The 21,766-nt window shown below is 33.6% G+C and carries 29 protein-coding genes and 1 tRNA gene; all 30 read left to right on the forward strand.

Going from position 1 to position 21,766, the window contains the following annotated elements; all coding sequences use genetic code 11:
* The first annotated feature begins 26 nt into the window (after positions 1-26).
* The 30 genes from AB3H93_RS00495 to AB3H93_RS00640 all read left to right on the forward strand — a co-directional run bounded on the left by AB3H93_RS00495 (position 27) and on the right by AB3H93_RS00640 (position 21,635).
* Positions 27-905, forward strand: coding sequence for a minor capsid protein (locus AB3H93_RS00495; RefSeq protein ID WP_081115326.1), 879 nt, complete (start codon positions 27-29; stop codon positions 903-905).
* Between the two features lies 1 nt (position 906).
* On the forward strand, positions 907-1,224 hold the full coding sequence (locus AB3H93_RS00500) for a hypothetical protein (protein ID WP_034698454.1): 318 nt from the start codon (positions 907-909) through the stop codon (positions 1,222-1,224).
* A 229-nt stretch (positions 1,225-1,453) separates the two neighbouring features.
* The gene (locus AB3H93_RS00505; RefSeq protein ID WP_241546100.1) at positions 1,454-2,068 is read left to right on the forward strand and encodes a DUF4355 domain-containing protein; all 615 of its coding nucleotides are present in this window, start codon (positions 1,454-1,456) and stop codon (positions 2,066-2,068) included.
* 14 nt (positions 2,069-2,082) lie between these two features.
* Positions 2,083-2,973 carry a DUF5309 family protein gene (locus AB3H93_RS00510; protein WP_034867678.1) on the forward strand — a complete coding sequence of 297 codons (891 nt, stop codon included), beginning with the start codon at positions 2,083-2,085 and terminating at the stop codon, positions 2,971-2,973.
* 22 nt (positions 2,974-2,995) lie between these two features.
* Positions 2,996-3,211: a hypothetical protein gene (locus tag AB3H93_RS00515; RefSeq protein WP_002311614.1), complete on the forward strand. Its 216-nt coding sequence runs from the start codon at positions 2,996-2,998 to the stop codon at positions 3,209-3,211.
* An 11-nt stretch (positions 3,212-3,222) separates the two neighbouring features.
* On the forward strand, positions 3,223-3,564 hold the full coding sequence (locus AB3H93_RS00520) for a hypothetical protein (protein ID WP_368019961.1): 342 nt from the start codon (positions 3,223-3,225) through the stop codon (positions 3,562-3,564).
* Entirely contained in the window at positions 3,564-3,935 is a 372-nt protein-coding gene (locus AB3H93_RS00525) for a hypothetical protein (RefSeq protein WP_034867685.1), read from the forward strand. Before AB3H93_RS00520 ends, AB3H93_RS00525 begins: the two co-directional genes overlap by 1 nt.
* A complete protein-coding gene (locus tag AB3H93_RS00530) occupies positions 3,928-4,323 on the forward strand; it encodes an HK97 gp10 family phage protein (protein WP_034698433.1) in 396 nt (131 codons plus the stop codon). Before AB3H93_RS00525 ends, AB3H93_RS00530 begins: the two co-directional genes overlap by 8 nt.
* A 1-nt stretch (position 4,324) precedes the next feature.
* Positions 4,325-4,702 (forward strand): DUF6838 family protein, encoded by a 378-nt coding sequence (locus AB3H93_RS00535; RefSeq protein ID WP_081115328.1) that lies wholly within the window; start codon positions 4,325-4,327, stop codon positions 4,700-4,702.
* Positions 4,703-5,320: a major tail protein gene (locus tag AB3H93_RS00540; protein ID WP_128436288.1), complete on the forward strand. Its 618-nt coding sequence runs from the start codon at positions 4,703-4,705 to the stop codon at positions 5,318-5,320.
* Positions 5,320-5,661: a hypothetical protein gene (locus AB3H93_RS00545; RefSeq protein WP_034698427.1), complete on the forward strand. Its 342-nt coding sequence runs from the start codon at positions 5,320-5,322 to the stop codon at positions 5,659-5,661. The genes AB3H93_RS00540 and AB3H93_RS00545 overlap by 1 nt, the downstream gene beginning before the upstream one ends.
* Positions 5,662-5,902: 241 nt before the next feature.
* Positions 5,903-8,692 (forward strand): tape measure protein, encoded by a 2,790-nt coding sequence (locus tag AB3H93_RS00550; RefSeq protein ID WP_128436299.1) that lies wholly within the window; start codon positions 5,903-5,905, stop codon positions 8,690-8,692.
* Entirely contained in the window at positions 8,682-9,422 is a 741-nt protein-coding gene (locus AB3H93_RS00555; protein WP_053766661.1) for a phage tail protein, read from the forward strand. The genes AB3H93_RS00550 and AB3H93_RS00555 overlap by 11 nt, the downstream gene beginning before the upstream one ends.
* The gene (locus tag AB3H93_RS00560; protein ID WP_128436287.1) at positions 9,419-12,181 is read left to right on the forward strand and encodes a phage tail spike protein; all 2,763 of its coding nucleotides are present in this window, start codon (positions 9,419-9,421) and stop codon (positions 12,179-12,181) included. The genes AB3H93_RS00555 and AB3H93_RS00560 overlap by 4 nt, the downstream gene beginning before the upstream one ends.
* A gap of 12 nt (positions 12,182-12,193) precedes the next feature.
* On the forward strand, positions 12,194-13,102 hold the full coding sequence (locus AB3H93_RS00565; RefSeq protein ID WP_128436284.1) for a phage baseplate upper protein: 909 nt from the start codon (positions 12,194-12,196) through the stop codon (positions 13,100-13,102).
* Entirely contained in the window at positions 13,102-13,719 is a 618-nt protein-coding gene (locus AB3H93_RS00570) for a hypothetical protein (protein ID WP_081115333.1), read from the forward strand. The genes AB3H93_RS00565 and AB3H93_RS00570 overlap by 1 nt, the downstream gene beginning before the upstream one ends.
* A gap of 3 nt (positions 13,720-13,722) precedes the next feature.
* Positions 13,723-14,082, forward strand: coding sequence for a hypothetical protein (locus AB3H93_RS00575; protein ID WP_081115334.1), 360 nt, complete (start codon positions 13,723-13,725; stop codon positions 14,080-14,082).
* Positions 14,082-14,606, forward strand: coding sequence for a hypothetical protein (locus tag AB3H93_RS00580; RefSeq protein ID WP_161440310.1), 525 nt, complete (start codon positions 14,082-14,084; stop codon positions 14,604-14,606). The genes AB3H93_RS00575 and AB3H93_RS00580 overlap by 1 nt, the downstream gene beginning before the upstream one ends.
* Before the next feature lie 15 nt (positions 14,607-14,621).
* Positions 14,622-14,975 (forward strand): hypothetical protein, encoded by a 354-nt coding sequence (locus AB3H93_RS00585; RefSeq protein WP_081115526.1) that lies wholly within the window; start codon positions 14,622-14,624, stop codon positions 14,973-14,975.
* A gap of 1 nt (position 14,976) precedes the next feature.
* Positions 14,977-15,090 carry a CD1375 family protein gene (locus tag AB3H93_RS00590; RefSeq protein ID WP_252710568.1) on the forward strand — a complete coding sequence of 38 codons (114 nt, stop codon included), beginning with the start codon at positions 14,977-14,979 and terminating at the stop codon, positions 15,088-15,090.
* Between the two features lie 35 nt (positions 15,091-15,125).
* Positions 15,126-16,553, forward strand: coding sequence for a BppU family phage baseplate upper protein (locus tag AB3H93_RS00595; RefSeq protein ID WP_081186479.1), 1,428 nt, complete (start codon positions 15,126-15,128; stop codon positions 16,551-16,553).
* Positions 16,554-16,564: 11 nt separating this feature from the next.
* A complete protein-coding gene (locus tag AB3H93_RS00600; RefSeq protein WP_081115524.1) occupies positions 16,565-16,900 on the forward strand; it encodes a hypothetical protein in 336 nt (111 codons plus the stop codon).
* Positions 16,887-17,021, forward strand: a complete 135-nt coding sequence (locus AB3H93_RS00605) for an XkdX family protein (protein ID WP_128436279.1) — start codon at positions 16,887-16,889, stop codon at positions 17,019-17,021. Before AB3H93_RS00600 ends, AB3H93_RS00605 begins: the two co-directional genes overlap by 14 nt.
* Positions 17,022-17,067: 46 nt before the next feature.
* Positions 17,068-17,289: a hypothetical protein gene (locus tag AB3H93_RS00610; protein WP_128436277.1), complete on the forward strand. Its 222-nt coding sequence runs from the start codon at positions 17,068-17,070 to the stop codon at positions 17,287-17,289.
* Positions 17,289-17,492 carry a phage holin gene (locus AB3H93_RS00615; RefSeq protein WP_081126476.1) on the forward strand — a complete coding sequence of 68 codons (204 nt, stop codon included), beginning with the start codon at positions 17,289-17,291 and terminating at the stop codon, positions 17,490-17,492. The genes AB3H93_RS00610 and AB3H93_RS00615 overlap by 1 nt, the downstream gene beginning before the upstream one ends.
* A 4-nt stretch (positions 17,493-17,496) precedes the next feature.
* Positions 17,497-18,762, forward strand: a complete 1,266-nt coding sequence (locus tag AB3H93_RS00620; protein ID WP_128436274.1) for a LysM peptidoglycan-binding domain-containing protein — start codon at positions 17,497-17,499, stop codon at positions 18,760-18,762.
* 300 nt (positions 18,763-19,062) lie between these two features.
* Complete coding sequence (locus tag AB3H93_RS00625) at positions 19,063-19,572, forward strand: Panacea domain-containing protein (RefSeq protein WP_128436272.1); 510 nt, start codon at positions 19,063-19,065, stop codon at positions 19,570-19,572.
* Positions 19,547-20,203 (forward strand): hypothetical protein, encoded by a 657-nt coding sequence (locus tag AB3H93_RS00630; RefSeq protein ID WP_128436270.1) that lies wholly within the window; start codon positions 19,547-19,549, stop codon positions 20,201-20,203. The genes AB3H93_RS00625 and AB3H93_RS00630 overlap by 26 nt, the downstream gene beginning before the upstream one ends.
* A 286-nt stretch (positions 20,204-20,489) precedes the next feature.
* Positions 20,490-20,563: transfer RNA gene (locus AB3H93_RS00635), tRNA-Ile, on the forward strand.
* Between the two features lie 202 nt (positions 20,564-20,765).
* Complete coding sequence (locus tag AB3H93_RS00640; protein ID WP_128448501.1) at positions 20,766-21,635, forward strand: Abi family protein; 870 nt, start codon at positions 20,766-20,768, stop codon at positions 21,633-21,635.
* Positions 21,636-21,766: the final 131 nt, after the last annotated feature.

Raw genomic sequence — 21,766 nt, forward strand, 5'->3', positions numbered from 1 at the left:
ACTTACATGATATTACTTATGCTGAAATGATGGAGTTTTACAGCAAAAGTGATCAAAAAAAATATCGTGAATATGTGGAAAAAAATTACAAATCTCTCAAAATGTATGATTCAAAATACAAAGAGTTTATCGATGAATTTTTTCCATCTTTTGATTATGCAAAGGTTAATCGTTTGCTACAGATACGTTCTGATATCTTTAAAATCCTTGCATACCATGCAATAGATGTAGACGTGAACAAGTATTTTTCAGATCGATTGGAAGAGATATTGCAACGTTCATATGCTTCAAATGCAAATGTGTTATCGCAATTGCTGAATGTTGATTTGCCGAATTATTTATCCCAAGTGGAATTAGAGAGTTATCTAAACTATCCTTGGTCGGGTAAAACCTTTTCTAGGAGGCTTTGGGGAAATATTTCATCACTCGAACAGAAACTCTCCAATGCTATTGTAAAAAGTGTTGCTAGTGGAGAAGGCGTTATACACGCACTAAATACCATGCGAACAGACTCAGAAATTTGTGACATGTTTAAGTTAGAAGAATCAAAGTATAACAAAGCGATAGAAAATCTCGTTCGAACGGAGTATGCAAAATTTGCTCAAGATGGTATTGAAAAATCATATTTAGAAACAGGTATTGAGGAATACAACGTTTTAACTGCAAAGGATGAGAGAGTTTGCCGAATTTGTGGAGGAAAGGCAAGTAAGAATCCCTATAAACTGAAAGATGCTGTCATAGGTGAGAATCGAGCGCCTTTCCATAGTCGTTGCAGATGTACGGATGTTCCTAATTTACCAAAATTAGGAAAGGATATTGATGAAGAATATGACCGTTTATTTGGCGATTTATTAGATGAGTTTGCACATGATTCTTTTGGAATTAATTTGAAACGGAGGAAGTAGAATGAAAGATTTTCATGAAGCAGTACTAACAATTAATGTAAAAGCTGATATTGCAGAAGCCTACAAAACAGCTATTGAGTCTGAGAACCATCCTAATGGCTTGAGAGATCAGTGGAATGGTAATTATGCCTACGTGGTTATTGGCGATCAAACTGTTAATTATCAAGAGAATACTCCAGTTAATAAGAATACCGTTAATTTAACGATTCAATTATTATCTCATACATTACCAAATTTAAAAGAAACAGTTAATTGGTATGAAAAGACGGGATGTATTGTTGTTAGAACTGACTACAAAGAAGGAAAGTCTAGTAAATAGGCTTTTTATTTCAAATTTCTACAAATACTAACAAAAAGGAGTTGGCAATTAAGCCACTCCTTTTTGTCTACAGTCTGAGATAACTTAATTAATAAGTTATCTTTTTCTTGGTGCGAAATCACCTTAAACTAGCGCAATACTGGGCTTGGTTGAATGGTGGGGCGCAACTATTAAAACTCAAAGCAATGCGGGGCGTGAAAACGAATCGTGGGGCGAAAGGAGAATAAGCGTGAAAAACAAATCATTAATACCAATGAATTTGCAATACTTTGCCGAAGGTGACGATCCACAGTTTTCTTTTGAGGATTTCAAAACTTTTGCGGAATCTAATGAAGAAGCTCAAAAATTTCTTCAGTCACAATCTCAAAGTGTTGCTGACAAGCAATTGGAAGCTTGGAAACAAAATAACCTAGATAAAATTAAACAGGATACTATCAAGGAATATGAGGAATCCAAGAAAAACAAGTCACCTGAACAAATACAACTAGAGAAATTACAAGCTGAATTCGAAGCTGAGAAGGCTTTACGTGTGACAAGTGACAACAAAGCATTTGTTGCTGAACAAATTGCTGGGCTAGAACTAGATGGAGAGTTAAAAGATTTTATTTCTCAATTTATGTTAAATAATCTTGTTAGTTCTGATACAGAATTCACTAAAAAAGCTGTGGAAGGTTTTACTAACGTTTTGGAATCTATTAAAGAGAAACATTCCGAAGAAATTAAAAGTCTAGAAATGCAGACAGCATTTGGTACGAAAAAACAGCAACAAACAGCTGATAATACACAAGAAAATATTGATGATCCAATGGGTAAGTTAGGCGAAATGCTACAACAATTTAATTAGGAGAGTGACAAATTATGAAAAAAACATCTTTAAATAATTTAGAGTATTTGGATATTTCACCAGCGATTAATGCTATGCAAGTACCAAATACACCTTTTTTAAGCTATTTACTTGGTGCTGGAAAGACAGAGCAAGCAAACTCTACAGAAATTAAATGGCGTGAATATGATATCAATAACGATGATTCTTCTGAAAAGCTTGAGGGCGGAGATTATCCAGATGCTGAATCAGGTAGAACTTGGTTTAACAACTATACTGAAATTTTTAGAAAATCTACTTCTGTATCTGGTACATTAGATGCTATTAATGTGAATGGTGTCGGAAACGAATTAACTAATCAAGTAGCACTACGTGGTATGGAAATGAAAATTGATTTGAACCGAAAATTGATTACTGGTGTAAAAGCTGATGAAAATGGTTCTAAGGGTCGTCGAATGAATGGAATTTTGAACTTGATCAATTCAGCAAATAAGGCAGAAACAGCTACTGCGGGTGCAGTAACAAGAAAAGATATCGATGGTTTATTTAAATTGATGTATGAAAAAGGTTATATGGGAGAAAAATTATGCTTGATTTCTCCAGATATGCAGGAGTTAATGACTGATGAGTTAGATGGAAAATCAACAAAAATTGTTCAGTTCGGTGAAAGAGTAACTTTTGGATTGCAAATTGGAAATATCGTGTCTAATTACGGTACAGGTATTGCTTTACTAGAACCATCATTGCCAAAAGGAACAATTGCCGCAATCGATACTAATTATGTGAAACTACGTCCATTACGTGAATGGAGAGCAGAAGAACTTGCAAAAACAACTGATTCAAGACGTATCGGTCTTGTAGGTGAATATTCTCTTGAATACAACGCTTCAAACTCTGGGGCAATTTTAAATTTAAAGTCTGAATAAAAGGGAGTTAGTACTCCCTTTTTTGATAGGAGGAATTACAGTGGTAAAAAAAGATGAAACTAAAAAAGATGAAGTCGTGAAATATAGAGTAGGTAAAACTAAAAATTTTGTTGGGTTTGTTCATCCTAAAACTCGTAGATTTATCACAGCAGATTCAAATAACGAATTTATCATTTCTATAGATGATAAAGAAGCAATTGCAATTTTGGAAGATGCAATTGATGTTAATGAAATTTAGGAAGTGATCTGATGGATGAATCGCTAAAAACGGAAATCATTGAGTCTATAAAAGAAGATTTTCCAGATTTGAGTGAAGAACGCATAACTAATTTATTAGAAATAATTTTGCTAGAAATTGAATCATACAATAGTTGTAAAAATGATATTTCATGGGAGAAGTTAAAAAGCGTGATTAGTGAAGTGTTGTATCAAATAATAAAAAATGAATCAGAAAAAACAGTATCTTCAGTTAGACGTGGCGGTACGACGATTAGTTATGCGTCAACAGCGAATGCTGTTAGTGAGTTACTTCTAGGATATGGCGATTTGATACGAAGGGTTATTGGTTGTGGAGGATTGGAGTTTTTTTAATGAATGAAGCAGATATTTTAGAAACTACTTACGAAGATAGTTGTATTATCGAAAGACTAATGGACATTGAAGATTCTAATACAAATATTACTATTCAAGATTATAAAAAAGTATATGATAATCCTATCCCTTGCGCTCTTTCACAAGGTCAAATCGATGGACTAGCAGTCATAGAAGATGGAGAAATGGTAAATGTTTCGACTGACACATATAAATTATTTATTCATCCTAAGATTAAACTCAAAAAAGGAGATCGAATAACAATAACTCAAAAGGCCAGTGGCTTAATTTTTTCTCTATTTGCTACTAAGCCTTTTTACTATCCTAGTCATTGTGAAGTAAATTTGATAGGAAGTGAAAAAAATGGGTGATCTCAAATATGAATCTAATGCAGAAAAGATCATTGAAAATTTTAAAAATATGACTGTAATTGCTCAAAAAGAAGGAATATCTTTTGTAAATGATTCGATGAATAAAGTTGTTAGCCTAGCTAAACCTTTAACTCCTGTAAAATCAGGTGATTTAAGACGTGGTTATCGAGTAGTAAAAGCTAGGAAGCTTTCAACTGGTCGTATTGTTGGAGCAGTTATAAATAATGAACATTACTTTAAGTATGTGGAAGAAGGACACAGGACTAAAAATGGTGGATTTGTAAAAGGACGGTTTATGTTGACTCGTGCAACGAATCTTGCAAATATGTCTTATATTCCTCGAAGATTTAAACAAATGGCAATAAAAATCGTTAAGAAAGGAAAGTAACATGAAAGATAAAATCATTGCTGAAATCAGTAGTAAATTAAAAGAAATATATCCAGATGGGACAATATATCTTGATTCAGTTATGCAGTCAACTAAAGATTTTTACTTTGTATTATCCGTAATGGAATCTGGGACTGAAAATGTAGGGATTGATGTTCAAAATGTTTCTTTCTTAATTGATATTGCATTGATTGATAATAAATCTGATAAAAAATTAGTGAATGAATTAGTCTCACGCTGTGGGGCTTTTTTTAATACGATTACAATTGATAGTCAAACAATATTTCCAGAAAACTATTTACCTGATGAAACAGATGGTGTTCAACACATTCGCTTTACATTGGGATTTCCACAATATATTGAATGGAGTGAAAAATAAATGGGAGAAAAAAGAAGTAAAATTGGAATTATTTCTGTTGAACAACCTACTTGGTTTCCTTTGAAAGATGAGACAGGAGAACTTCCAGTATATGATACTGCAATGACGATGGGAACAGCAGTTAGTATCAAACCTACAGCTAATTACGAAACAACACAAGACTATGGTGATTCAGTTGTTCAAGATCAATTCACTGCGTTTGGTGGTGCAGAAGTTGAATTAGAAGCAAATGGGTATAGTCATAAAGTTTTAACAGCAATCACTGGAGGAAAACTTGTCAAAGGTGGTGCGTTGCGCTCTGGAGAAGATATTGCCCAAGATGGGGCTTTTGCATATCGGCGTAAAAAGTCGAATGGAAAATATCGTTATACAGTCTTTTATAAAGGGCAGTTTGCTTTAGATTCAGATGAAACTTCAACTATTGAAGGAAGTAAAGTAAGTTTTACTCATCCAACTTGGAAGGGTTCATTTGTAGATGTACCAGGACTTGGATATATGTACTCAGTTGATGAAGATGATGAAGGCGTTGATCAAACAATGATCGAAAACTGGTTTACAAAAGTAGCAATTCCAATTGAAGAAGCAGAACAAGAAGAACTTACAGGAGGTAAAAAATAATGTCTAAATATCAAACTACAATTAAATTAATGAAAAAAAATGAAGATGGGAAATATAAACAAGTGCAATTCAAATCTGCTGAATTTCTACCAGGTCCAGTTGTAGAAGAAGCGGCAGAAGTGATGGAAGTAATGCAAAATGCTGTAGACAAAAAATCAGTGTCAGAAGCTTTAAGTCGAGCTTATTCATTTATTGCAGATACTTTGTTTGAAGGACAATTTACTGGTGAAGATTATCGTCAAGGGATTGATGCTCGAGAAATTGCTCCATTGACAGGAAAGTTATTAAAATCTGTTACCGCAGGATTTGATGAAACTTATACGGAGACGAAAAAAAAGTAAGCGAAGCTCTCAAATATCCTTCTTTTAAACATTCGATTACTTATCGAGAATTAGATTTAAAGACGCAATTACTCGAAGCAGGTTGGACGTTACCAGAAATTGAACGTACTGACTTTGACGAGTTAATGCGTCTTTTTGCTTTTCGAGATGCAGTAAAAGAGCATGAGGATGTTGAGTACTACGATAACTTCACCCAATTTTAGGAGGTGATACTTTGAATAACGATGACCTAATTCTGAAGATGATATTAGATGAATCAGGTTTTACTGCTGGTATGAATAATGCTATCAAAAAGCTAGGTTCTTTTGATGGAACTATCGAAAGAACGAGTAGAAAAAGTGGCAGTTCATTAGGTAGTATTTGGAAAATATTTGCTGGTAGCTTTCTAGCCAGTGGAGTGACTAGAATTGTTGGAGCTGGTTTTGATCTAATTAAAGGTTCCGTAAGTGGAGCAATTGATCGAGTAGATACGATGAATAATGCTCTACGAAATTTCCAAAACATGGGATTCAGCAACTCAGAAATTATGAAGAATATCGGAAAGAATGGGCTTTTATCTCAAGGTATTCAAGGACTTCCTACCGCTTTGAATGATGCGATAAGTCATGTACAACTTCTTGCTTCTTCTACTGGGAATTTGACTCGTTCGACTCAAATATTTAAAGCATTGAATGATGGGATTCTTGGGTTTGGTGGTTCAACTGATCAAGTAAATGAAGCTGTTATTCAGCTATCTCAAAGTTTCTCAAACGGAAAAGTAGACGCACAAACTTGGAATTCAATGATTAATGCTCAACTTGGTCCTACTCTATCTGCTATCGCTAAAAAGATGGGAATTACAATGGGAGAGCTTAAAGAAGGTTTGTCTCAAGGTAAGATTTCTGTTGAAGAGTTCCAAAATCAATTAATAGAAATGGATACTAAAGGTGGCGGAGGACTTAAATCATTAAATCGAATTGCAAAAGATTCAACTAAAGGGATTAAAACCTCTATCCAGAATGCCAAAACAGCTGTTACTCGTGGTGTTGGCGAAGTAATAGAAGGATTAAATAAAGCCCTTGTGGATGAAGATTTAGGTGGATTTAAAGGAATTATTGATAAAGTAGGTAGTTCCATGGAATATTTTTTGAAAGTGATGGCTGCGAATATTCCTAGAGCAGTGTCTTTTTTAAGTAATCTTTTTGATGCAGTTCAAAAATTTGGCTCTGCATTGAAATTCATGATGCCATTTCTGGTTCCTGCAACTACTGCTTTTGGCGCATTAATGTTTCAACTTAAAGGAATACCAACAATTATAAAAAGCTTCAATAATTTTAAGAATGCCATAATCGGTGTTGGAAATTCACTAAAGATTATGTGGGCTATAGCCGCCGCAAATCCGTTTGTTTTGATTGTTGGAGCCGTTGTTGGAGCGATTGCTGTATTTGGCTATTTTATGGCAACCAACGAAGAGTTTAGAAACAAAGTTATATCCGTTTGGAATGATGTAAAAGATTCCGTACTTGGTGTATTAAAGAATATAAAAGATTGGGGAATTGATACTTGGAATTCTGCTAAAGAATTGGCATCAAATGCCGTTGAGAGTGTCAAGAATACTTGGTCTGGAATAAAGGAATGGTTTTCAAATACTTGGCAAGACATTAAAAATGGAGCAACAGGTTTATTTGATAAAACAGTAGAAACATCTATTAATGCAGTTGATAGTGTAAAAAACGCATGGTCAAATACAAAGCAATGGTTTTCTGATATTTGGCAGAGTATAAAAGAATTGGCAACTGAAAAATGGAATGAAATTAAAGGTTCTATTATGGAAGTTGCTGGTCCATTGATTATAGGTTTAAAGAACGCATTCTTACATGTCACTTTTTATTTAGAGACCTTATGGAATAATTTAGTTGAGATTGGTAAAAATGTTTTTGAGATTTTAAAAAATGTTATACTTGCGCCAGTTTTGTTTATTACCTCCATGATTTCTGGTGGATGGGAAGAAACAAAAAACAACATGATTGGTGTATGGAATAATATTAAAGAAAGTGCTCTAAATATTTGGGAGTCTATAAAAAATATTTTTGTTAGTTACGTTACAAATATTTATTTTGCTGCGCTTAATATTTGGACAGGTTTCAAACTTACTTTGATAAATATTTGGAATGAAGTAGTAAGTCAAGCTAAATCAATTTGGATTAATGTAAAATACTTTTTTATTAATCTTTGGATTGACATTAAGTATTTTGCTATTCAAAAATGGATTGAATTAAAATTCGGGATTATTCAAACTTGGATTGATTTAAAATATAATGCTATTACTACTTGGAACAATATTAAACAGTTCTTCAAAGATACTTGGCAGAACATTAAAGATATAGCATACAATACATGGATTTCTATAAAGAATTCCATGATCAATACTTGGAATAACATCAAGGAATCTTTCTGGAATATTGTTACTGGAATTGTTAACTCCGCTGAAAATGCATGGACTAATCTAAAAAATGGTGTTTCAAAAGCAATTAATCGGGTGAAAGAAATCTTTGATTCATTAAGGGAAATCAATTTATTCGAAATCGGTAAGAATATCATTGATGGACTTATCAATGGTGTAGTAGAAAAATGGAATGCATTGAAAAAGACTATTAAAGGAATAGCTGGAAGTATCAAAGATTCTATTAAGGGTGCATTAGGTATTCATTCTCCATCTAGATGGATGAGGGATATGGTAGGTAAAAATATTGTTCAAGGTATTATCGTTGGTATTGATAAAGAAAAAAGTAAATTGGATCAGACAATGACTGATTTAGTGAAAACTCCGTCGGTTCAACCAGTTATTACAGGGTCTAATAGTCAACCAGTGGTACAAGCTAAACAAAATACATCTTCAAATGCAGTGAATGAAATTCACTTGCATTTAAATGTTTATGGAGATCTACCTGATTCGATGATTAAACAAATCGCCAAGAAGATGAAAACAGAATTGACGAGACAAATGAAACGAGATGCTGATGCAGTAGGAGGGACATTATATGCAACTTAAAAGAGGACAATTTTTTATCAATCAACATTATTCTTCTGAGTTTAACGTATATATTCAAAATAGGCCTGCCTCTGTTTCAGCTAGTCGTGTAATTGAATTGAGAGAACGTGAAGGCAATGACTCAATTATTATCGATAAAGCCTATTACAAAAACGTTACTAGAAAAATTGAATGTTATTACAAAGCACCATCGATTGATTTAGTGCAGGAATGGGAAGATCGAATTACTGAATGGTTAGATATGAACTCTTACAGTGATTTTATTCTTTATTACGATCAACAATATATCTATCAAGCTATAGTAACCGAAGCGCCAGAATTTAAAGGAACAAGAAAAACAGGGAACATAGTTCCATTTGAATTTACAGTTAGTCTTCGACCATTCAAAGAAAATTATAGTGGTCGTTTTGCTATTCAACAGATAAAAGCTTTCGAGTTATTTAATCCAGAGAAGTATGCTTCAAAACCGCTTATTAAATTGAGTGGTTCAGGAGATGCTTCTTTTTATATTAATAATGATAAATATGATTTGAAACTATTAGATAGAGAATTATATATAGATTCTAAACTAGAAGAGTCTTATCGAAAGCTAGATGGCAATTTAGAACATCAAGATCATGTCACTTTATTTTTAGATTTTCCATTTCTATACCCTGGAAAAAATGAAATCAAATGGACGAATAACATACATTCGTTTGAGATAATACCAAGGTGGTGGAGAAAAGTATGATACCAAGAATATATAGTCCTACCGAGACAGATTTTTCTACGAATGGTTTAGGGATTTTGAAGGATGCTACAAAATGTGAAATATATGAAGTAGCAAATGGAAAATATGAATTAGAGTTGGAGTATCCATTAGGCACTCGATTTGATGAATATTTTGAAAATGACTATCAAATAAAAGCAAAACCAAATGACCAAGAAGAGTATCATATCTTTTTTATTGATGATAAAGATATCGATACCTTTTTAGATACCATAACTATTTATGCCCAGAGTCGTACAAATCGGCTTGGAAGACGAGCAGTTACTTTTGCTGAAGTAGACTCTAAAACTGGTCGAGAAGCAATGGCAATTATTGAAAACAATATGGATAAAAAATCAGATATAAGCTTATATTCTGATATTACAACTGTATCAAGTACAACTTTTGAAGCAAGAAATGTTTTAAATTGTATTGCTGGTGAACAAGGATCTTTACTTCAGTATTGGGGCGGAGAAATTAAACGTGAGCCATTTAAGCTATCCTTATTAAAACGAAGAGGCCGTGACAATATTGGAACAATCCGATATGGAAAAGATTTATCTGGGTTAAAAGTTAAGTTAGATTGGACAGGCGTGAAAACAAGAATTATTCCGTATGCTGATCCTCAAAGTGATACAGGTACAACTAGCCGAATTTATGGATCGCCAGTAGATAGCGAATATATTAATAATTATCCTGATGTATATACAGAACACGTCCAATTCACAGAAGAACAGGGAGTTAAAGATGTTAATAGTTTAAATAAAATAGCTAAGAATTATTTCAAAACAATTAATCCAGGCTGTGATAAACCGAAGATTTCTATTACCGTTGAGTTCGATAAATTAACGGACACAGAAGAAGGAAAAGAATTCGCTAAGATAAGAAATTATGGGTTATTTGATACGTTTAAAATATATCATCGAAAATATAAACTATATTTTGAATCGAAAGTTAGCGGTGTTCAATATGATTCATTATCTGAAAAGGTTCTGAAATTGGAAGCTGGGGATACTCAAGTTGCTTTTTATCAACAACAAGCTGTAACTATTCAAGATAAATTAAAAGATTATGCTACGAATAATTATATGAGTAGTTTTAATGATTATGTGTCCTCTATGATTACAGGTCAAGGAAATGCAGGCGGTTATGTAGTTTTATGGCCAAAAGAAAAACCTTCAAATATTTTTATAATGGATAGCCCTGATTTAAACAAGGCAAAAGAAGTATTAAGAATGAACAAAAATGGAATTGCCTTTTCTAAAAATGGTTGGAATGGTCCTTTTAATTCCGCTTGGACATTGGATAGTATATTCAATGCTAATTTTATTCAAACAGGATTAATAAAGGCAGATATCTTTCAAAACTCTTTTAATAAAACTGGAGATGTATTGAAATTAGTTAATGGACTACTTCAAATTTGGAATAACAAAAAGAAAATAATGGAGTTAACCAAAAAAGGAATGGAGTTTTGGAATTCTAATAGTTCAATTGGAACGATTGGAACAACTGATTCTGCTGGTAATCCTTTTCCTGGAGCTTCTACTCCCACACCTATTGAAGATAATTCTTTAGTTATTCGTACAAATGGAGACGGCAAATATATTTTGATTTCTCCTAAAGTAGGAAAAGGATTAGTTTTATTAGGAAATGGTAAAGCAATTTATTTTGGAGACTTAGATGTACAAGGAAAACTTACAGTTAAAGGAAAAGAAATAATTCCTGGACAAGGTGGTGGTCCATCAGGAGGTGGAGAATCTACTGGTGGGTATCCTAGTGAATTAAAAACAGATGCAGAAAAGAGAGCTTGGAGAATTTACGATATTTTGTGTAATAACGGATTTACGAAACAATCTGCATGTGGAATATTGGGGAACATTCAACAAGAAACAGGAGGAACTTTTGATCCTGATACTGTACAGATTGGTGGACCTGCTTACGGAATTGTCCAGTGGGATGGTTCTTCATATCCTCTTGTTGGTCCAGCAACATGGGATGGAAAAGTTTATGTTCAAAACTTATTTAATGCTGCAGGTATTAAAGAACCAATAACGAGCTTAGATGCACAAGTTCGATTGCTTATTTGGACATTTACAAACGGGCAATGGATGGGTGTGGTACAACCTACTACGTTTGATGGATTTAAGGCTTGTACTGATACAAGACAAGCAGCATACGCTTTTGAACGGAACTATGAACGTCCGGCAGCGACACATCCTGAACGTCAAGATTATGCTGTGAACTGGTATAACAAGTTTAAAGATTTAAAACCAGGAGGAGCTACTGGAGAAGCTGGACTGAAACATTTAGAGTCTTTGATTGGACAACGAATTGGTAATGGTCAGTGTTATGCCTTGTCTGCAGAATATTCAGGATATCTGGGTGGTTGTGGCATGGGTGCTGGAACAAAATATGGTTTAACTCATGTGATAGGAAATACTTCTGCAGCATCTGATATTGGTATTGCCTATGATTGGTCTGCTGTTGGTTGGAAAGTGATTCAAAACCCTAGATACGATCAATTAGTAGTTGGTGCAATTATTAATTGGGCAAGAGGTGGACAAGTGGGTTCATGGTTTGCAGATGGAACTTATGGACATACTGGCGTTATCCGAGGCTTAGCTAATGGTCGTATGCAAACTTATGAACAAAATACAGAGTTAGGTATGATTTGTGGAAAGTTAGATCGCCAGTATTATAGTGCAAGTGCAATTTCTTCCATTGTCATACCACCAAAATAGGGAGGTGATTTAATGGCAAAGTGGAATGTCATATTAAGTACAACAGAACCCTATAATTACGTGGGGATGATTCAAGTTCGACAAGGCAATAAAAACACTGAAGTTATGGAAGCGACTATAGTTGAAAATGGTCTTCCCTACGATTTATCAGAATGTAAGGTATATTTTGAATCAGTTGTAGGTGGGAAATATCCAGTCCAATTAGAAACAAAAATTGTGGATGCTAAAAAAGGGAAAATTAACTATATTTTTGATAAATATTCCATGCAGTGTTTACATCGACAAACAGCCAATTTCATTATATTTAAAGGAGAAGACTTGATTGGAACAACTCAAGACTTCTCTTATTTTGTCATCAATGCTGTTTCAAAAACAGAAGGAGAAATGGGTTCTTATTGGCAATCAATCGAAGATTTAATCGCGGATATGACGGACTTTATTAATGAAAATCAAGGCGATTTTACGGACTGGATGAATGAAAGGAAAGAAGAATTTGATCGTTGGAGACAAGAACAGGAACACAGTTTCCAAGATTGGAGAGAAGGACAAGAATCAGACTATTTGGCATGGTTTGAATCAATCAAGGATATTTTAAAAACAATTGATCCTGGAGGAACGATGCTTGCGGAATTGATGGATGCGAGAGTGGATATTCAAGGAAAACGACACAATTCAATTTCTAATCGTTTGCTTGCAGATATGGATTATTTATTCGAAAAATTGAGAGAAAGTTTATTTACTATCGAATACGGTGAAATTGAAATGGTGGATGTTTTACAAGATGATTTATTTTCTAAGAATCATGAGGTAGAAAAAGTAGAAACTATTGAAAGTGATATATCCGAAGGAGCATTAGTTATAGCCACCATTGATGATGAAAAACAAAATGTATTCACTCTTGAGAAAGTTGGGGTGATTTGATGGTTAAAGTAAAGAGAATGATGGAAACTGATGAATCTGGTGTTAAACGTCAATTTATGCCAATTACACATGTTTCTGCAGTTTTAGGCATAGAAAAAATGATATCAGGACAATCAAAAGTTCTTTCGGTTAATGGTAAATATGGTGCAGTCATTTTAACGAAAGCTGATTTAGGATTAGAGAATGCAATTACTGAACTACCTTATGCAAGCGAGACAAGCGATGGTATTCTTACTGCTGAAATGTTTCAAAAGATTGTAAATGGAGAAGGTGGAACATATATTTTGCCGATTGCTACCCCTGAACAATTAGGAGGTATAAAAGTTGGGGAACTCTTAGAAGTTACTGAAGAAGGAGTTTTATCTGCAACTAAGCAAACAGACTTCAATTTCTCTGAAGAATTAAAGGGAAAATTAGAATCTCTAAAAATATTAAAAGCAGGTGCAAATATATCAATTGCAGAAGATGGGACGATTAGTTCTACAGGCGGGAGTGAATCTGGTGGGGTTAATCAATTATATGTGGATCAAAAATTTCAAGAAGCAGTTGACCAAGCTAAAAGCTACACCAATGAAAGAATTCCAAATTTTACTTTTGAAAAAATTGGGGAGGTATAGAGAATGACAGATATCGTAAAGGTAAAACAAAGCGGTGTACAGGTTTTTCCACAAACTCATTGGAATGCTGTAGAAGGCAAACCCGAAACTATTAAAGGGGATAAAGGAGATCCTGGGCAAGCTGCAACTATTACTGTAGGTACAGTTACTAGTGGATCTACTGCTTCTGTTACAAATGTAGGAACCTCATCTGTGGCTAGATTCAATTTTGTATTACCAAAAGGAGATAAGGGAGATCCTGGAGTTAATGCAACAACGACATCTGTAGCTACGACAACTGCTAATGGGTTGATGTCCAAAGAAGACAAAGCAAAATTAGATGGAGTAGCAAAAATTATATTTGAGAAAGTAGGCGAAGTTTAATGTCTGATATTGTGCAATTAAAAGAAAATGGTGTTCCTAAATATTTAAAAACTCATTTTAGAGCAATTGATGGAGCTGAAGTATTAGTACAAACATCTGGTAATCAGTCAGTTGATGGTTTTAAAAACTTTTTACAAACGCCAACAGTGAATGATACACCAGTAGCTTTAGATCGTTTTGTTTCAAAAACAGTAAAAACAACGAATACAACAGATTTTACCAATGAAAGTTTAGTCAGATTTGAACGATGGGGGCGTCTTATAGTAGCCAATTTTGAGATTACAAATAAATCATCAAATTTTGCTGGATGGAAAAATTTAATGGCTTTTCCGAAAGGATATACTCCGATTTCGCTAACAGGTTGGGGTGGAACTTTGGCGAATAAAACCAATCGAAATCCTGCATTATCTGTTTATGCGAATGCTTCGGGAATTTCTGTGATGGTTTCTACTACAAATTTACCAGAAAATCAAACTTGCTCTGGAACCATCGTCTATTTTACAAATGATGCGTGGCCAAATTAATAGGGGGAATAACTAATGAAAACAATGTATGAATATATGTATCCAGTAGGTTGCAAGGTATGGGAAAACATGCCAGATGATTTTCCAGAAGGAGTGCCGTATACCTTGGTACCACCATTACCAGATATTCCGTTAGATCGTCAGTTTTGGAATCCGAGTGAACGGAAATGGGAAGAAGTTGTCACACAAGATTTCTCTAAAAAACTAGAGTTGTTGGAAGAAATCCATCGTAAGACCGAACAACAGCTTGAACAAGTTCAAGAGGAAAATCAAGCGTTTAAAGAAAATAATCAATCATTAAATGAACAAGTTACGAATTTACAAGTAGCAATGACCGAAATTTATGAATCTTCATTAGGGAGTGAGTAACATGGAAAACATCTATGCGGACTTAATCAGAAAAGGAAAGAAAACGATTGATGATGTGCCAAAAACACTAAAAAAGAAAGTTCAAGCTATTCTAGCTCAAGATGCGACTGAGTAGAATAGCTTTTATTATTTGGGAAGGAGGTGTAGTAAATGACGTTTAAAAAAATTGGTCGAATAAAAGTCAATACAAAAGTAAAGGGAAGACATGGCCAAGATACAGGCTTTGTTTTTTATAGTTATGACAAAGGTTCTGTAGTATTAGAATTTTTGTTCCGTGATCAAGATTATCAAATTGTCGATCTCACCAATACTACATTTAAAATTTTACTAACCATCAATCAAGATGGCCAAGAAAAGAAATTTACTGCAATCGATAGTCAACCGATTATTGAATACCCTGAAAGTGGGATTGTGACTTATCCTCTGCCTGACCAGTTATTAAATTATGAAGGCGAAGTAAAAGGATACGTGTATCTTGATTTCGAAGATGGCTCTCACAGTGATGAGCTAGCCTTCACTTTTACAGTTATCCGTTCAAAAATTGAAAGTGAAATTGAAGAAGCAAGTGAGGTATACATCAAAGACTTCGAACAAATCAAAAAAGAAATTTTTGATTTAGCAGAAAGTGAAAAAGAAGCCATTGAAACACTAAGACCAGAATTAGAGGCTAGCGTTGGTCAAGTGACCGAACAAGTCCAATCACTTAGTCAAAAAGTAGAAGTTAATCAAAGCGAAACCAATCGATTGCTTCAGTTGATTGCTGATAATGGAGTACTTACTGTGAATGATTTGGTTATTGGTTTGGCACAAGGCTATTTTGAATTTACAAGAGAACTTAATTTTAATGGAAAAATCGTAGGGAGCATGGTAGAAAATCAAAATATTGCGACTGAAGTCGTATTTATAGGAGAAAAATATTTTTCCATGCCTACTCCTTATACGAGATATGATGAAATGCGGGACTATCCAGATGCTGTGAAAGCAAATGGTTATGAAGCATTACGAGGAAATAAGGTATGGAGTGCGACATGTTCAGGATATGATAATAATCCTCAATATCCTTTTTTGCGGATTCAATGGAACATTGTTGAAGAAGTCAGACATTGGTTAGGAGACGATTATTTTCTTGGATTGAAAGCAGAAACCCTGACACAGCAAGTTGCACTTGTAGAAAAATGTCTTTATTCTATTACACCTAGTACGTACGGTTATGCCACTCATGAATCGAGAGCAGAAGGCTCAAGTAGCCGAAAAGGCGGACTAGGAAGTTTGTGGTATGACAATCACACTGAGCAATGGATGGAATATGGGCATAATAGTGAAAAAAATAAATATCAAACAATGACGAATACTATTCTGAAAGCAAATGGATGTCAGTTTCTAGATAATCAAGGACGTGTCAATATTTCTATGATGGGTGAAAAAGGGGCGTATACTTCTTTGTATTACGGAAAAACTATATTGCAATTTACTTATCGAATTTACTTGACAGATATTCTCTATTACAAACGAGATCCAACGATTGATCAAATGCAGACACAAATTCAACAATTATGGAATGAAGTATTTAAAAATTAGGAGGAAATTTTATGAACGAAAACATGAAAGTTGTCTATAAAGTAGTAGGACAAGGTTATGAAATCTGGTTAGCGCCTAAAGATTCAACGACTTCACGACCATTCACAGAAGTCGAACCGCCAAAAGGCCCAGATGTGATGATTGCAGGGTTTGATTGGGAAAACAACCAGTGGATGTGGGTTCGAGGGGTACCATATGATACGTATGTTCGTTCGAATCAAATTATGGCAAATACGATGAAGGAATTGACAAAATTAAGAGGAATCGTAGAAAAGATTCAAGACGTTGTTTTTCCGAAAGAAGATGTCGTAATTACAGAAGGAGGCGTGCCAAATGTATCCAAGTAAAGAAGATATCCAATTTTTATATGATTTAGGTGTGTATACTAAAGCAGATATAATGGGTTATGTTGCACAAGGAAGTATTACTGAAGAAGAAGCAGATAAAATTATTAATAAAGAAAGTTAAAGCATGCTCCCTGGAGTATGCTTTTTTGTTGGAAAGTTGGTGAACTATGAGTATTGATGCGATTATTTCTGCTTTAAGTATTACAGGAACGTTAGTTGGTACGTTTGCAGGCATTGTTTTTTCAAATAAACTGACCATTTATCGAATTGAACAATTGGAGAAAAAAGTTGAAAAGCATAACCATATTGTTGAACGTACTTTTCTATTAGAAGGACGGATGAATGAAGCAGAACATGATATTCAGGAAATGAAAGGAGGCGAGAAGTAATGATTTTACCCGATAAATATTATCAAATTATTAAATGGACAGTACTTACGGTATTGCCCACTTTATCTGTATTAGTAGCCACGTTAGGAAAAGCGTATGGATGGAATGACACTGATATGACAGTATTAACTATCAATGCAGTAGCAACATTTTTAGGAGTAATTACAGGGGTATCAGCTTACAATTTAAAAGATAAGGAGTAAACGAATGAAAAAGAAAATTTTAGCAGGAGCTCTCGTAGCTCTTTTTTTGTTGCCTATAAATGTTTTTGCCGCCAAAGGCGATCAGGGTGTGGATTGGGCGATTTATCAAGGAGATCAAGGGCGTTTTGGTTATGCTCATGATAAATTTGCTATTGCTCAAATTGGCGGGTATAACGCTAATGGCATTTACGAGCAGCGCACATACAAAACACAAGTAGCAAGTGCTATTGCGCAAGGAAAACGAGCGCATACCTATATCTGGTATGACACCTATGGAAACATGGATATCGCTAAACATACAATGGATTATTTCTTGCCTAAGATTCAAACACCGAAAGGTTCGATTGTAGCTTTAGATTTTGAACACGGCGCTAGTTCTGATAGAAATGCAAATACAGAAACGATTTTGTATGGTATGCGCCGTATCAAACAAGCAGGATATACACCAATGTATTACAGCTATAAGCCTTTTACGTTGCAATACGTGGATTATCAACAAATCATCAAAGAGTTTCCTAACTCTTTATGGATTGCCGGATATCCTAGCTATAATGTAACTCCAGAACCGTTGTATAACTATTTTCCAAGTATGGATGGGGTTGCCATTTGGCAGTTTACATCTACTTATATTGCAGGGGGATTGGATGGGGATGTCGATTTAACAGGAATCACTGATAATGGTTATACTAATTCAGATAAACCACAAACAGATACACCAGCAATTAATGCAGGCGAAGAAACGAGTGAAAAAACAAAATCAGAGATTAAAACTGGTGACACTGTTAAAGTGAATTTCTCAGCGAAAAACTGGGCAACTGGAGAAGCAATCCCACAATGGGTAAAGGGTGAAAGCTACAAAGTACAGCAAGTAGACGGTAATAAAATCTTACTTGCGAATATTTTATCTTGGATCGATAAATCTAATGTAGAACTTTTACCAGATTCCACGACAGTTGCAGAACAACCATCAGTTGTTCAAACTCATGTCGTTCAATATGGCGAAACGCTATCTTCAATCGCTACAAAATATGGAACAACGTATCAAGCACTTGCTTCGTTAAATGGACTAAGCAATCCGAATATGATCTATGCTGGACAAGTTCTCAAAGTGAACGGAACAGCAAGTACTACTAGAACATACACTGTTCGATCAGGAGATAACTTATCGTCAATCGCATCTAAGTTAGGTACAACGTATCAAGCGCTGGCACAGCGTAATGGATTATCCAATCCTAATTTGATTTATCCAGGACAAGTACTATCCTATTAAAAAATTATCCCCTCAATTTTGAGGGGAAGTACATATAGTTGTTAAGATAGTTGCTAATATTGTTAACTAATTTGTTAGTAAAACTGTATACTATTTAGATAGTAAAAATACAGCTTATTCCTTATACAAAGGCATTTTTACTATTTATATACTATCAGATATACAAACAAAATTGTTAACAAAATTAGCTAATAAATTAACTTATATATATTGACTTTATATTATAGGTATCGGATAATTTATATATAAATATTAACAGTAAAACGGTTTTTATGTATTACTAAAAGGAGGCGGAATTTAATGTCTGAAAAACAAACTAAAGTTGTTTTTGATAATATTTTAACTTTGGCAAAATTAGTGAAAAGTAAGTCTCGAAGAGAAATGACTCCTCTTAGATTACAAAAAACTTTATATTTTATTTTTGCTTTTTATGGAGCTACGCTTGGACAGCTGAATTCAGAAAATGAAGGAGATAGCAAATTTGAAGGAAGCTCAGACTACCCTAAATATCTGTTTAAAGAAAATTTTGAAGCATGGCAGTATGGTCCTGTACTTCGTTCTATTTACCAAGCCAATAAATATAACTCACAATGGATTGATGAAGCACCTGATTGGAGTCCATCAAATGAAAAAGAAGAGTCAATTAATGAATTAATCGAGCAAGTGATTAAGCAAACAGATGAAATGGGTGATTTTACTCTTGTTGAAAGAAGTCATGAGGATGAAGAGTGGAAGAAAGCATTTGATCAGGGACAAAAAGAGATGGATAAGGATAAAATAATTGATGAATATAAACTCGAAGTCATTTAATTTTTCTGTATCTAATAAATCTAGTTCTCAAACAAACGAAGAAAAAATAAAAAATAAATTAAAACCTCAAAATATTATTGATATAAAAGCAAAACTTAAAAATGGCGGAGAAATTCTATTGGAAGAGCCAAAGAGAAAACGTCGTATTAATATATCGGAGAAATTTTTGGTATCTAAACATTTACCTAAGATAAAATTCACTAACTTTATAAATAAAAATGAAGTTCCTACCACAACAAAAAAAACAATTGAGAAAATTACACAAGATATCAGTTATATATGTATGAATAATGAACAAGTAGATTTTTCTAGAACCAATACATCTACTTTAAGAACAGTTTTAAAAGAGTATGGATATAATGAAGTATTAAGTGCTGAGAATGTTTCATTATTTAAAGTTGATGGTGTAGCTCATTATGAAAAAAATATTAAAGAAAATCCTTTTAGGATTTATCTAAGGATAGAGGCGCTTAGCAGTGAAGAGACTGAATATCAATTGATTTTTTGTGATGTTTACCATCTATGTATTACTGCTGGACACAATGGACTTAGTGCAGAACAGGTAAGAGACAGAACCTATAGTAAGTATTGCTACATATGTAAAGAGCATATAAAAGTTTTATTAGAATAAAAGACCTCAACTAATCATTCTTGGTTGAGGTCTTTTTTGTGCTGAAATCAATTGTTCTAATTCTTGTAAATCTTCAAGAGTAGCTTGCTTTCGAATAAATGATCGATATAAAGTATTTAGATGACTGTATTGACAACTATAAAAATTATTCGATAAAATAATCTTGTTATCGCATGTCTTCATTTTTACCCATAGCTAATCACACTCCAAAGTTATGCGATAATAGGTTTGCTGCCACAAAAACTAATGTTATCTCTTTTTTTATTGTTCATGGTGGCAACAACCTGTACCCTTAGCTCAGTTGGTCAGAGCAGACGGCTCATAACCGTCCGGTCGTAGGTTCGAGTCCTGCAGGGTACATAATTAATCTATTTGATAAAAACACTTGAAAATTATTAAATAATAAAAAGTATTTCTATTTTGATGTTTTTGGTTAAATAAATTTAATCGAGAATAGTTGACAACGTGTTTTTGCTTTGGTTTAATGTAATCAATAGAACCCCACACACCTCTGACTCAAGTGTCCCAAGTGGGGACGTTTTTTTGTTCAAGGAGAATGTCTATGAAATACAATAGATGTGCTACGACTGTTGAAAGGCAAGTAGAGATTTTGAAAGAAAGAGGTTTAGTAGTAGAAAATATTGAGTTTGCTATTAAAGCATTAAAAAAAATTGGTTATTTTAGATTTAAAGGATATTGCTTGCCTTATTATGAATCAAAAGATAAATTTAAAAATGGTGTAACTTTTGATTTGATTTATAAAAATTATCGTTTTGATGAACGTTTCAGATTATTGTTGTTCCAAATAATTGAACATATTGAAGTAGAATTGAAATCAGTGATATCTGGTGATTTTGCTTTAGCAACTTCTGCAACTGGATTTTATAACTCTGAGAATTTTGAAAATAAGGAATATCATGAAGCATGGTTAAAAAATTTTGAAAAATTAATATTTCAATCGGCTAAGAGAAGAGAATTATATACTGAACACTATATTACAAAATACGAAAAAATATTTCCTGTATGGGTAGCTGCAGAAATATCTGATTTTGGTTCTTTATCTAAGTTTTTTTCTAATATAAAAAGACCTTTGAGAAATAGTATTTCAAAAAGCAACTATGGTATAGGAAGTTTTTATTTAGCAAATTGGATTTATCTACTATCTTTAGTTAGAAATATTTGTGCGCATAATGGAAGAATATATGATAGAATATTTCCTATTCAAGCTAAGTTGACCAGAGAAGAACAAGAAAAAAATCTTATAAATAATCGAGCATTTATCGTTATATTAATTTGTCAAAAGTTATGTTTAGATAAAGAATACTTTTCTTTATTTAAAAAGAATTTGAAATATCTTATTGATTTATATGATGATTTCATTTCGATTGATCGTATAGGATTTCCTATAGATTGGAAAGAATATTTGCGTTAATACAATATTCCATGCAACTTTCCATAAATCATCCCCACTCACATTCGGGTGGTATTTTTTATTTTTATCTGTACGTCAAAAAAGTAATAAAACAATAATTTCAATCGTGGTAAAATGACAGTGTCATCATT

Origin of the sequence: Enterococcus sp. C74, from assembly GCF_040887125.1 — a bacterium.
GTDB lineage: Bacteria > Bacillota > Bacilli > Lactobacillales > Enterococcaceae > Enterococcus_B > Enterococcus_B hirae.

Bases quoted from the DNA above. Each gene is read 5' to 3' on its own strand.
- AB3H93_RS00495 (WP_081115326.1), top strand. From the start codon at position 27: ATGATGGAGTTTTACAGCAAAAGTGATCAAAAAAAATATCGTGAATAT.
- AB3H93_RS00500 (WP_034698454.1), top strand. From the start codon at position 907: ATGAAAGATTTTCATGAAGCAGTACTAACAATTAATGTAAAAGCTGAT.
- AB3H93_RS00510 (WP_034867678.1), top strand. From the start codon at position 2,083: ATGAAAAAAACATCTTTAAATAATTTAGAGTATTTGGATATTTCACCA.
- AB3H93_RS00520 (WP_368019961.1), top strand. From the start codon at position 3,223: ATGGATGAATCGCTAAAAACGGAAATCATTGAGTCTATAAAAGAAGAT.
- AB3H93_RS00525 (WP_034867685.1), top strand. From the start codon at position 3,564: ATGAATGAAGCAGATATTTTAGAAACTACTTACGAAGATAGTTGTATT.
- AB3H93_RS00530 (WP_034698433.1), top strand. From the start codon at position 3,928: ATGGGTGATCTCAAATATGAATCTAATGCAGAAAAGATCATTGAAAAT.
- AB3H93_RS00535 (WP_081115328.1), top strand. From the start codon at position 4,325: ATGAAAGATAAAATCATTGCTGAAATCAGTAGTAAATTAAAAGAAATA.
- AB3H93_RS00540 (WP_128436288.1), top strand. From the start codon at position 4,703: ATGGGAGAAAAAAGAAGTAAAATTGGAATTATTTCTGTTGAACAACCT.
- AB3H93_RS00545 (WP_034698427.1), top strand. From the start codon at position 5,320: ATGTCTAAATATCAAACTACAATTAAATTAATGAAAAAAAATGAAGAT.
- AB3H93_RS00550 (WP_128436299.1), top strand. From the start codon at position 5,903: ATGATATTAGATGAATCAGGTTTTACTGCTGGTATGAATAATGCTATC.
- AB3H93_RS00555 (WP_053766661.1), top strand. From the start codon at position 8,682: ATGCAACTTAAAAGAGGACAATTTTTTATCAATCAACATTATTCTTCT.
- AB3H93_RS00560 (WP_128436287.1), top strand. From the start codon at position 9,419: ATGATACCAAGAATATATAGTCCTACCGAGACAGATTTTTCTACGAAT.
- AB3H93_RS00565 (WP_128436284.1), top strand. From the start codon at position 12,194: ATGGCAAAGTGGAATGTCATATTAAGTACAACAGAACCCTATAATTAC.
- AB3H93_RS00570 (WP_081115333.1), top strand. From the start codon at position 13,102: ATGGTTAAAGTAAAGAGAATGATGGAAACTGATGAATCTGGTGTTAAA.
- AB3H93_RS00575 (WP_081115334.1), top strand. From the start codon at position 13,723: ATGACAGATATCGTAAAGGTAAAACAAAGCGGTGTACAGGTTTTTCCA.
- AB3H93_RS00580 (WP_161440310.1), top strand. From the start codon at position 14,082: ATGTCTGATATTGTGCAATTAAAAGAAAATGGTGTTCCTAAATATTTA.
- AB3H93_RS00585 (WP_081115526.1), top strand. From the start codon at position 14,622: ATGAAAACAATGTATGAATATATGTATCCAGTAGGTTGCAAGGTATGG.
- AB3H93_RS00590 (WP_252710568.1), top strand. From the start codon at position 14,977: ATGGAAAACATCTATGCGGACTTAATCAGAAAAGGAAAGAAAACGATT.
- AB3H93_RS00595 (WP_081186479.1), top strand. From the start codon at position 15,126: ATGACGTTTAAAAAAATTGGTCGAATAAAAGTCAATACAAAAGTAAAG.
- AB3H93_RS00600 (WP_081115524.1), top strand. From the start codon at position 16,565: ATGAACGAAAACATGAAAGTTGTCTATAAAGTAGTAGGACAAGGTTAT.
- AB3H93_RS00605 (WP_128436279.1), top strand. From the start codon at position 16,887: ATGTATCCAAGTAAAGAAGATATCCAATTTTTATATGATTTAGGTGTG.
- AB3H93_RS00610 (WP_128436277.1), top strand. From the start codon at position 17,068: ATGAGTATTGATGCGATTATTTCTGCTTTAAGTATTACAGGAACGTTA.
- AB3H93_RS00615 (WP_081126476.1), top strand. From the start codon at position 17,289: ATGATTTTACCCGATAAATATTATCAAATTATTAAATGGACAGTACTT.
- AB3H93_RS00620 (WP_128436274.1), top strand. From the start codon at position 17,497: ATGAAAAAGAAAATTTTAGCAGGAGCTCTCGTAGCTCTTTTTTTGTTG.
- AB3H93_RS00625 (WP_128436272.1), top strand. From the start codon at position 19,063: ATGTCTGAAAAACAAACTAAAGTTGTTTTTGATAATATTTTAACTTTG.
- AB3H93_RS00630 (WP_128436270.1), top strand. From the start codon at position 19,547: ATGAATATAAACTCGAAGTCATTTAATTTTTCTGTATCTAATAAATCT.
- AB3H93_RS00640 (WP_128448501.1), top strand. From the start codon at position 20,766: ATGAAATACAATAGATGTGCTACGACTGTTGAAAGGCAAGTAGAGATT.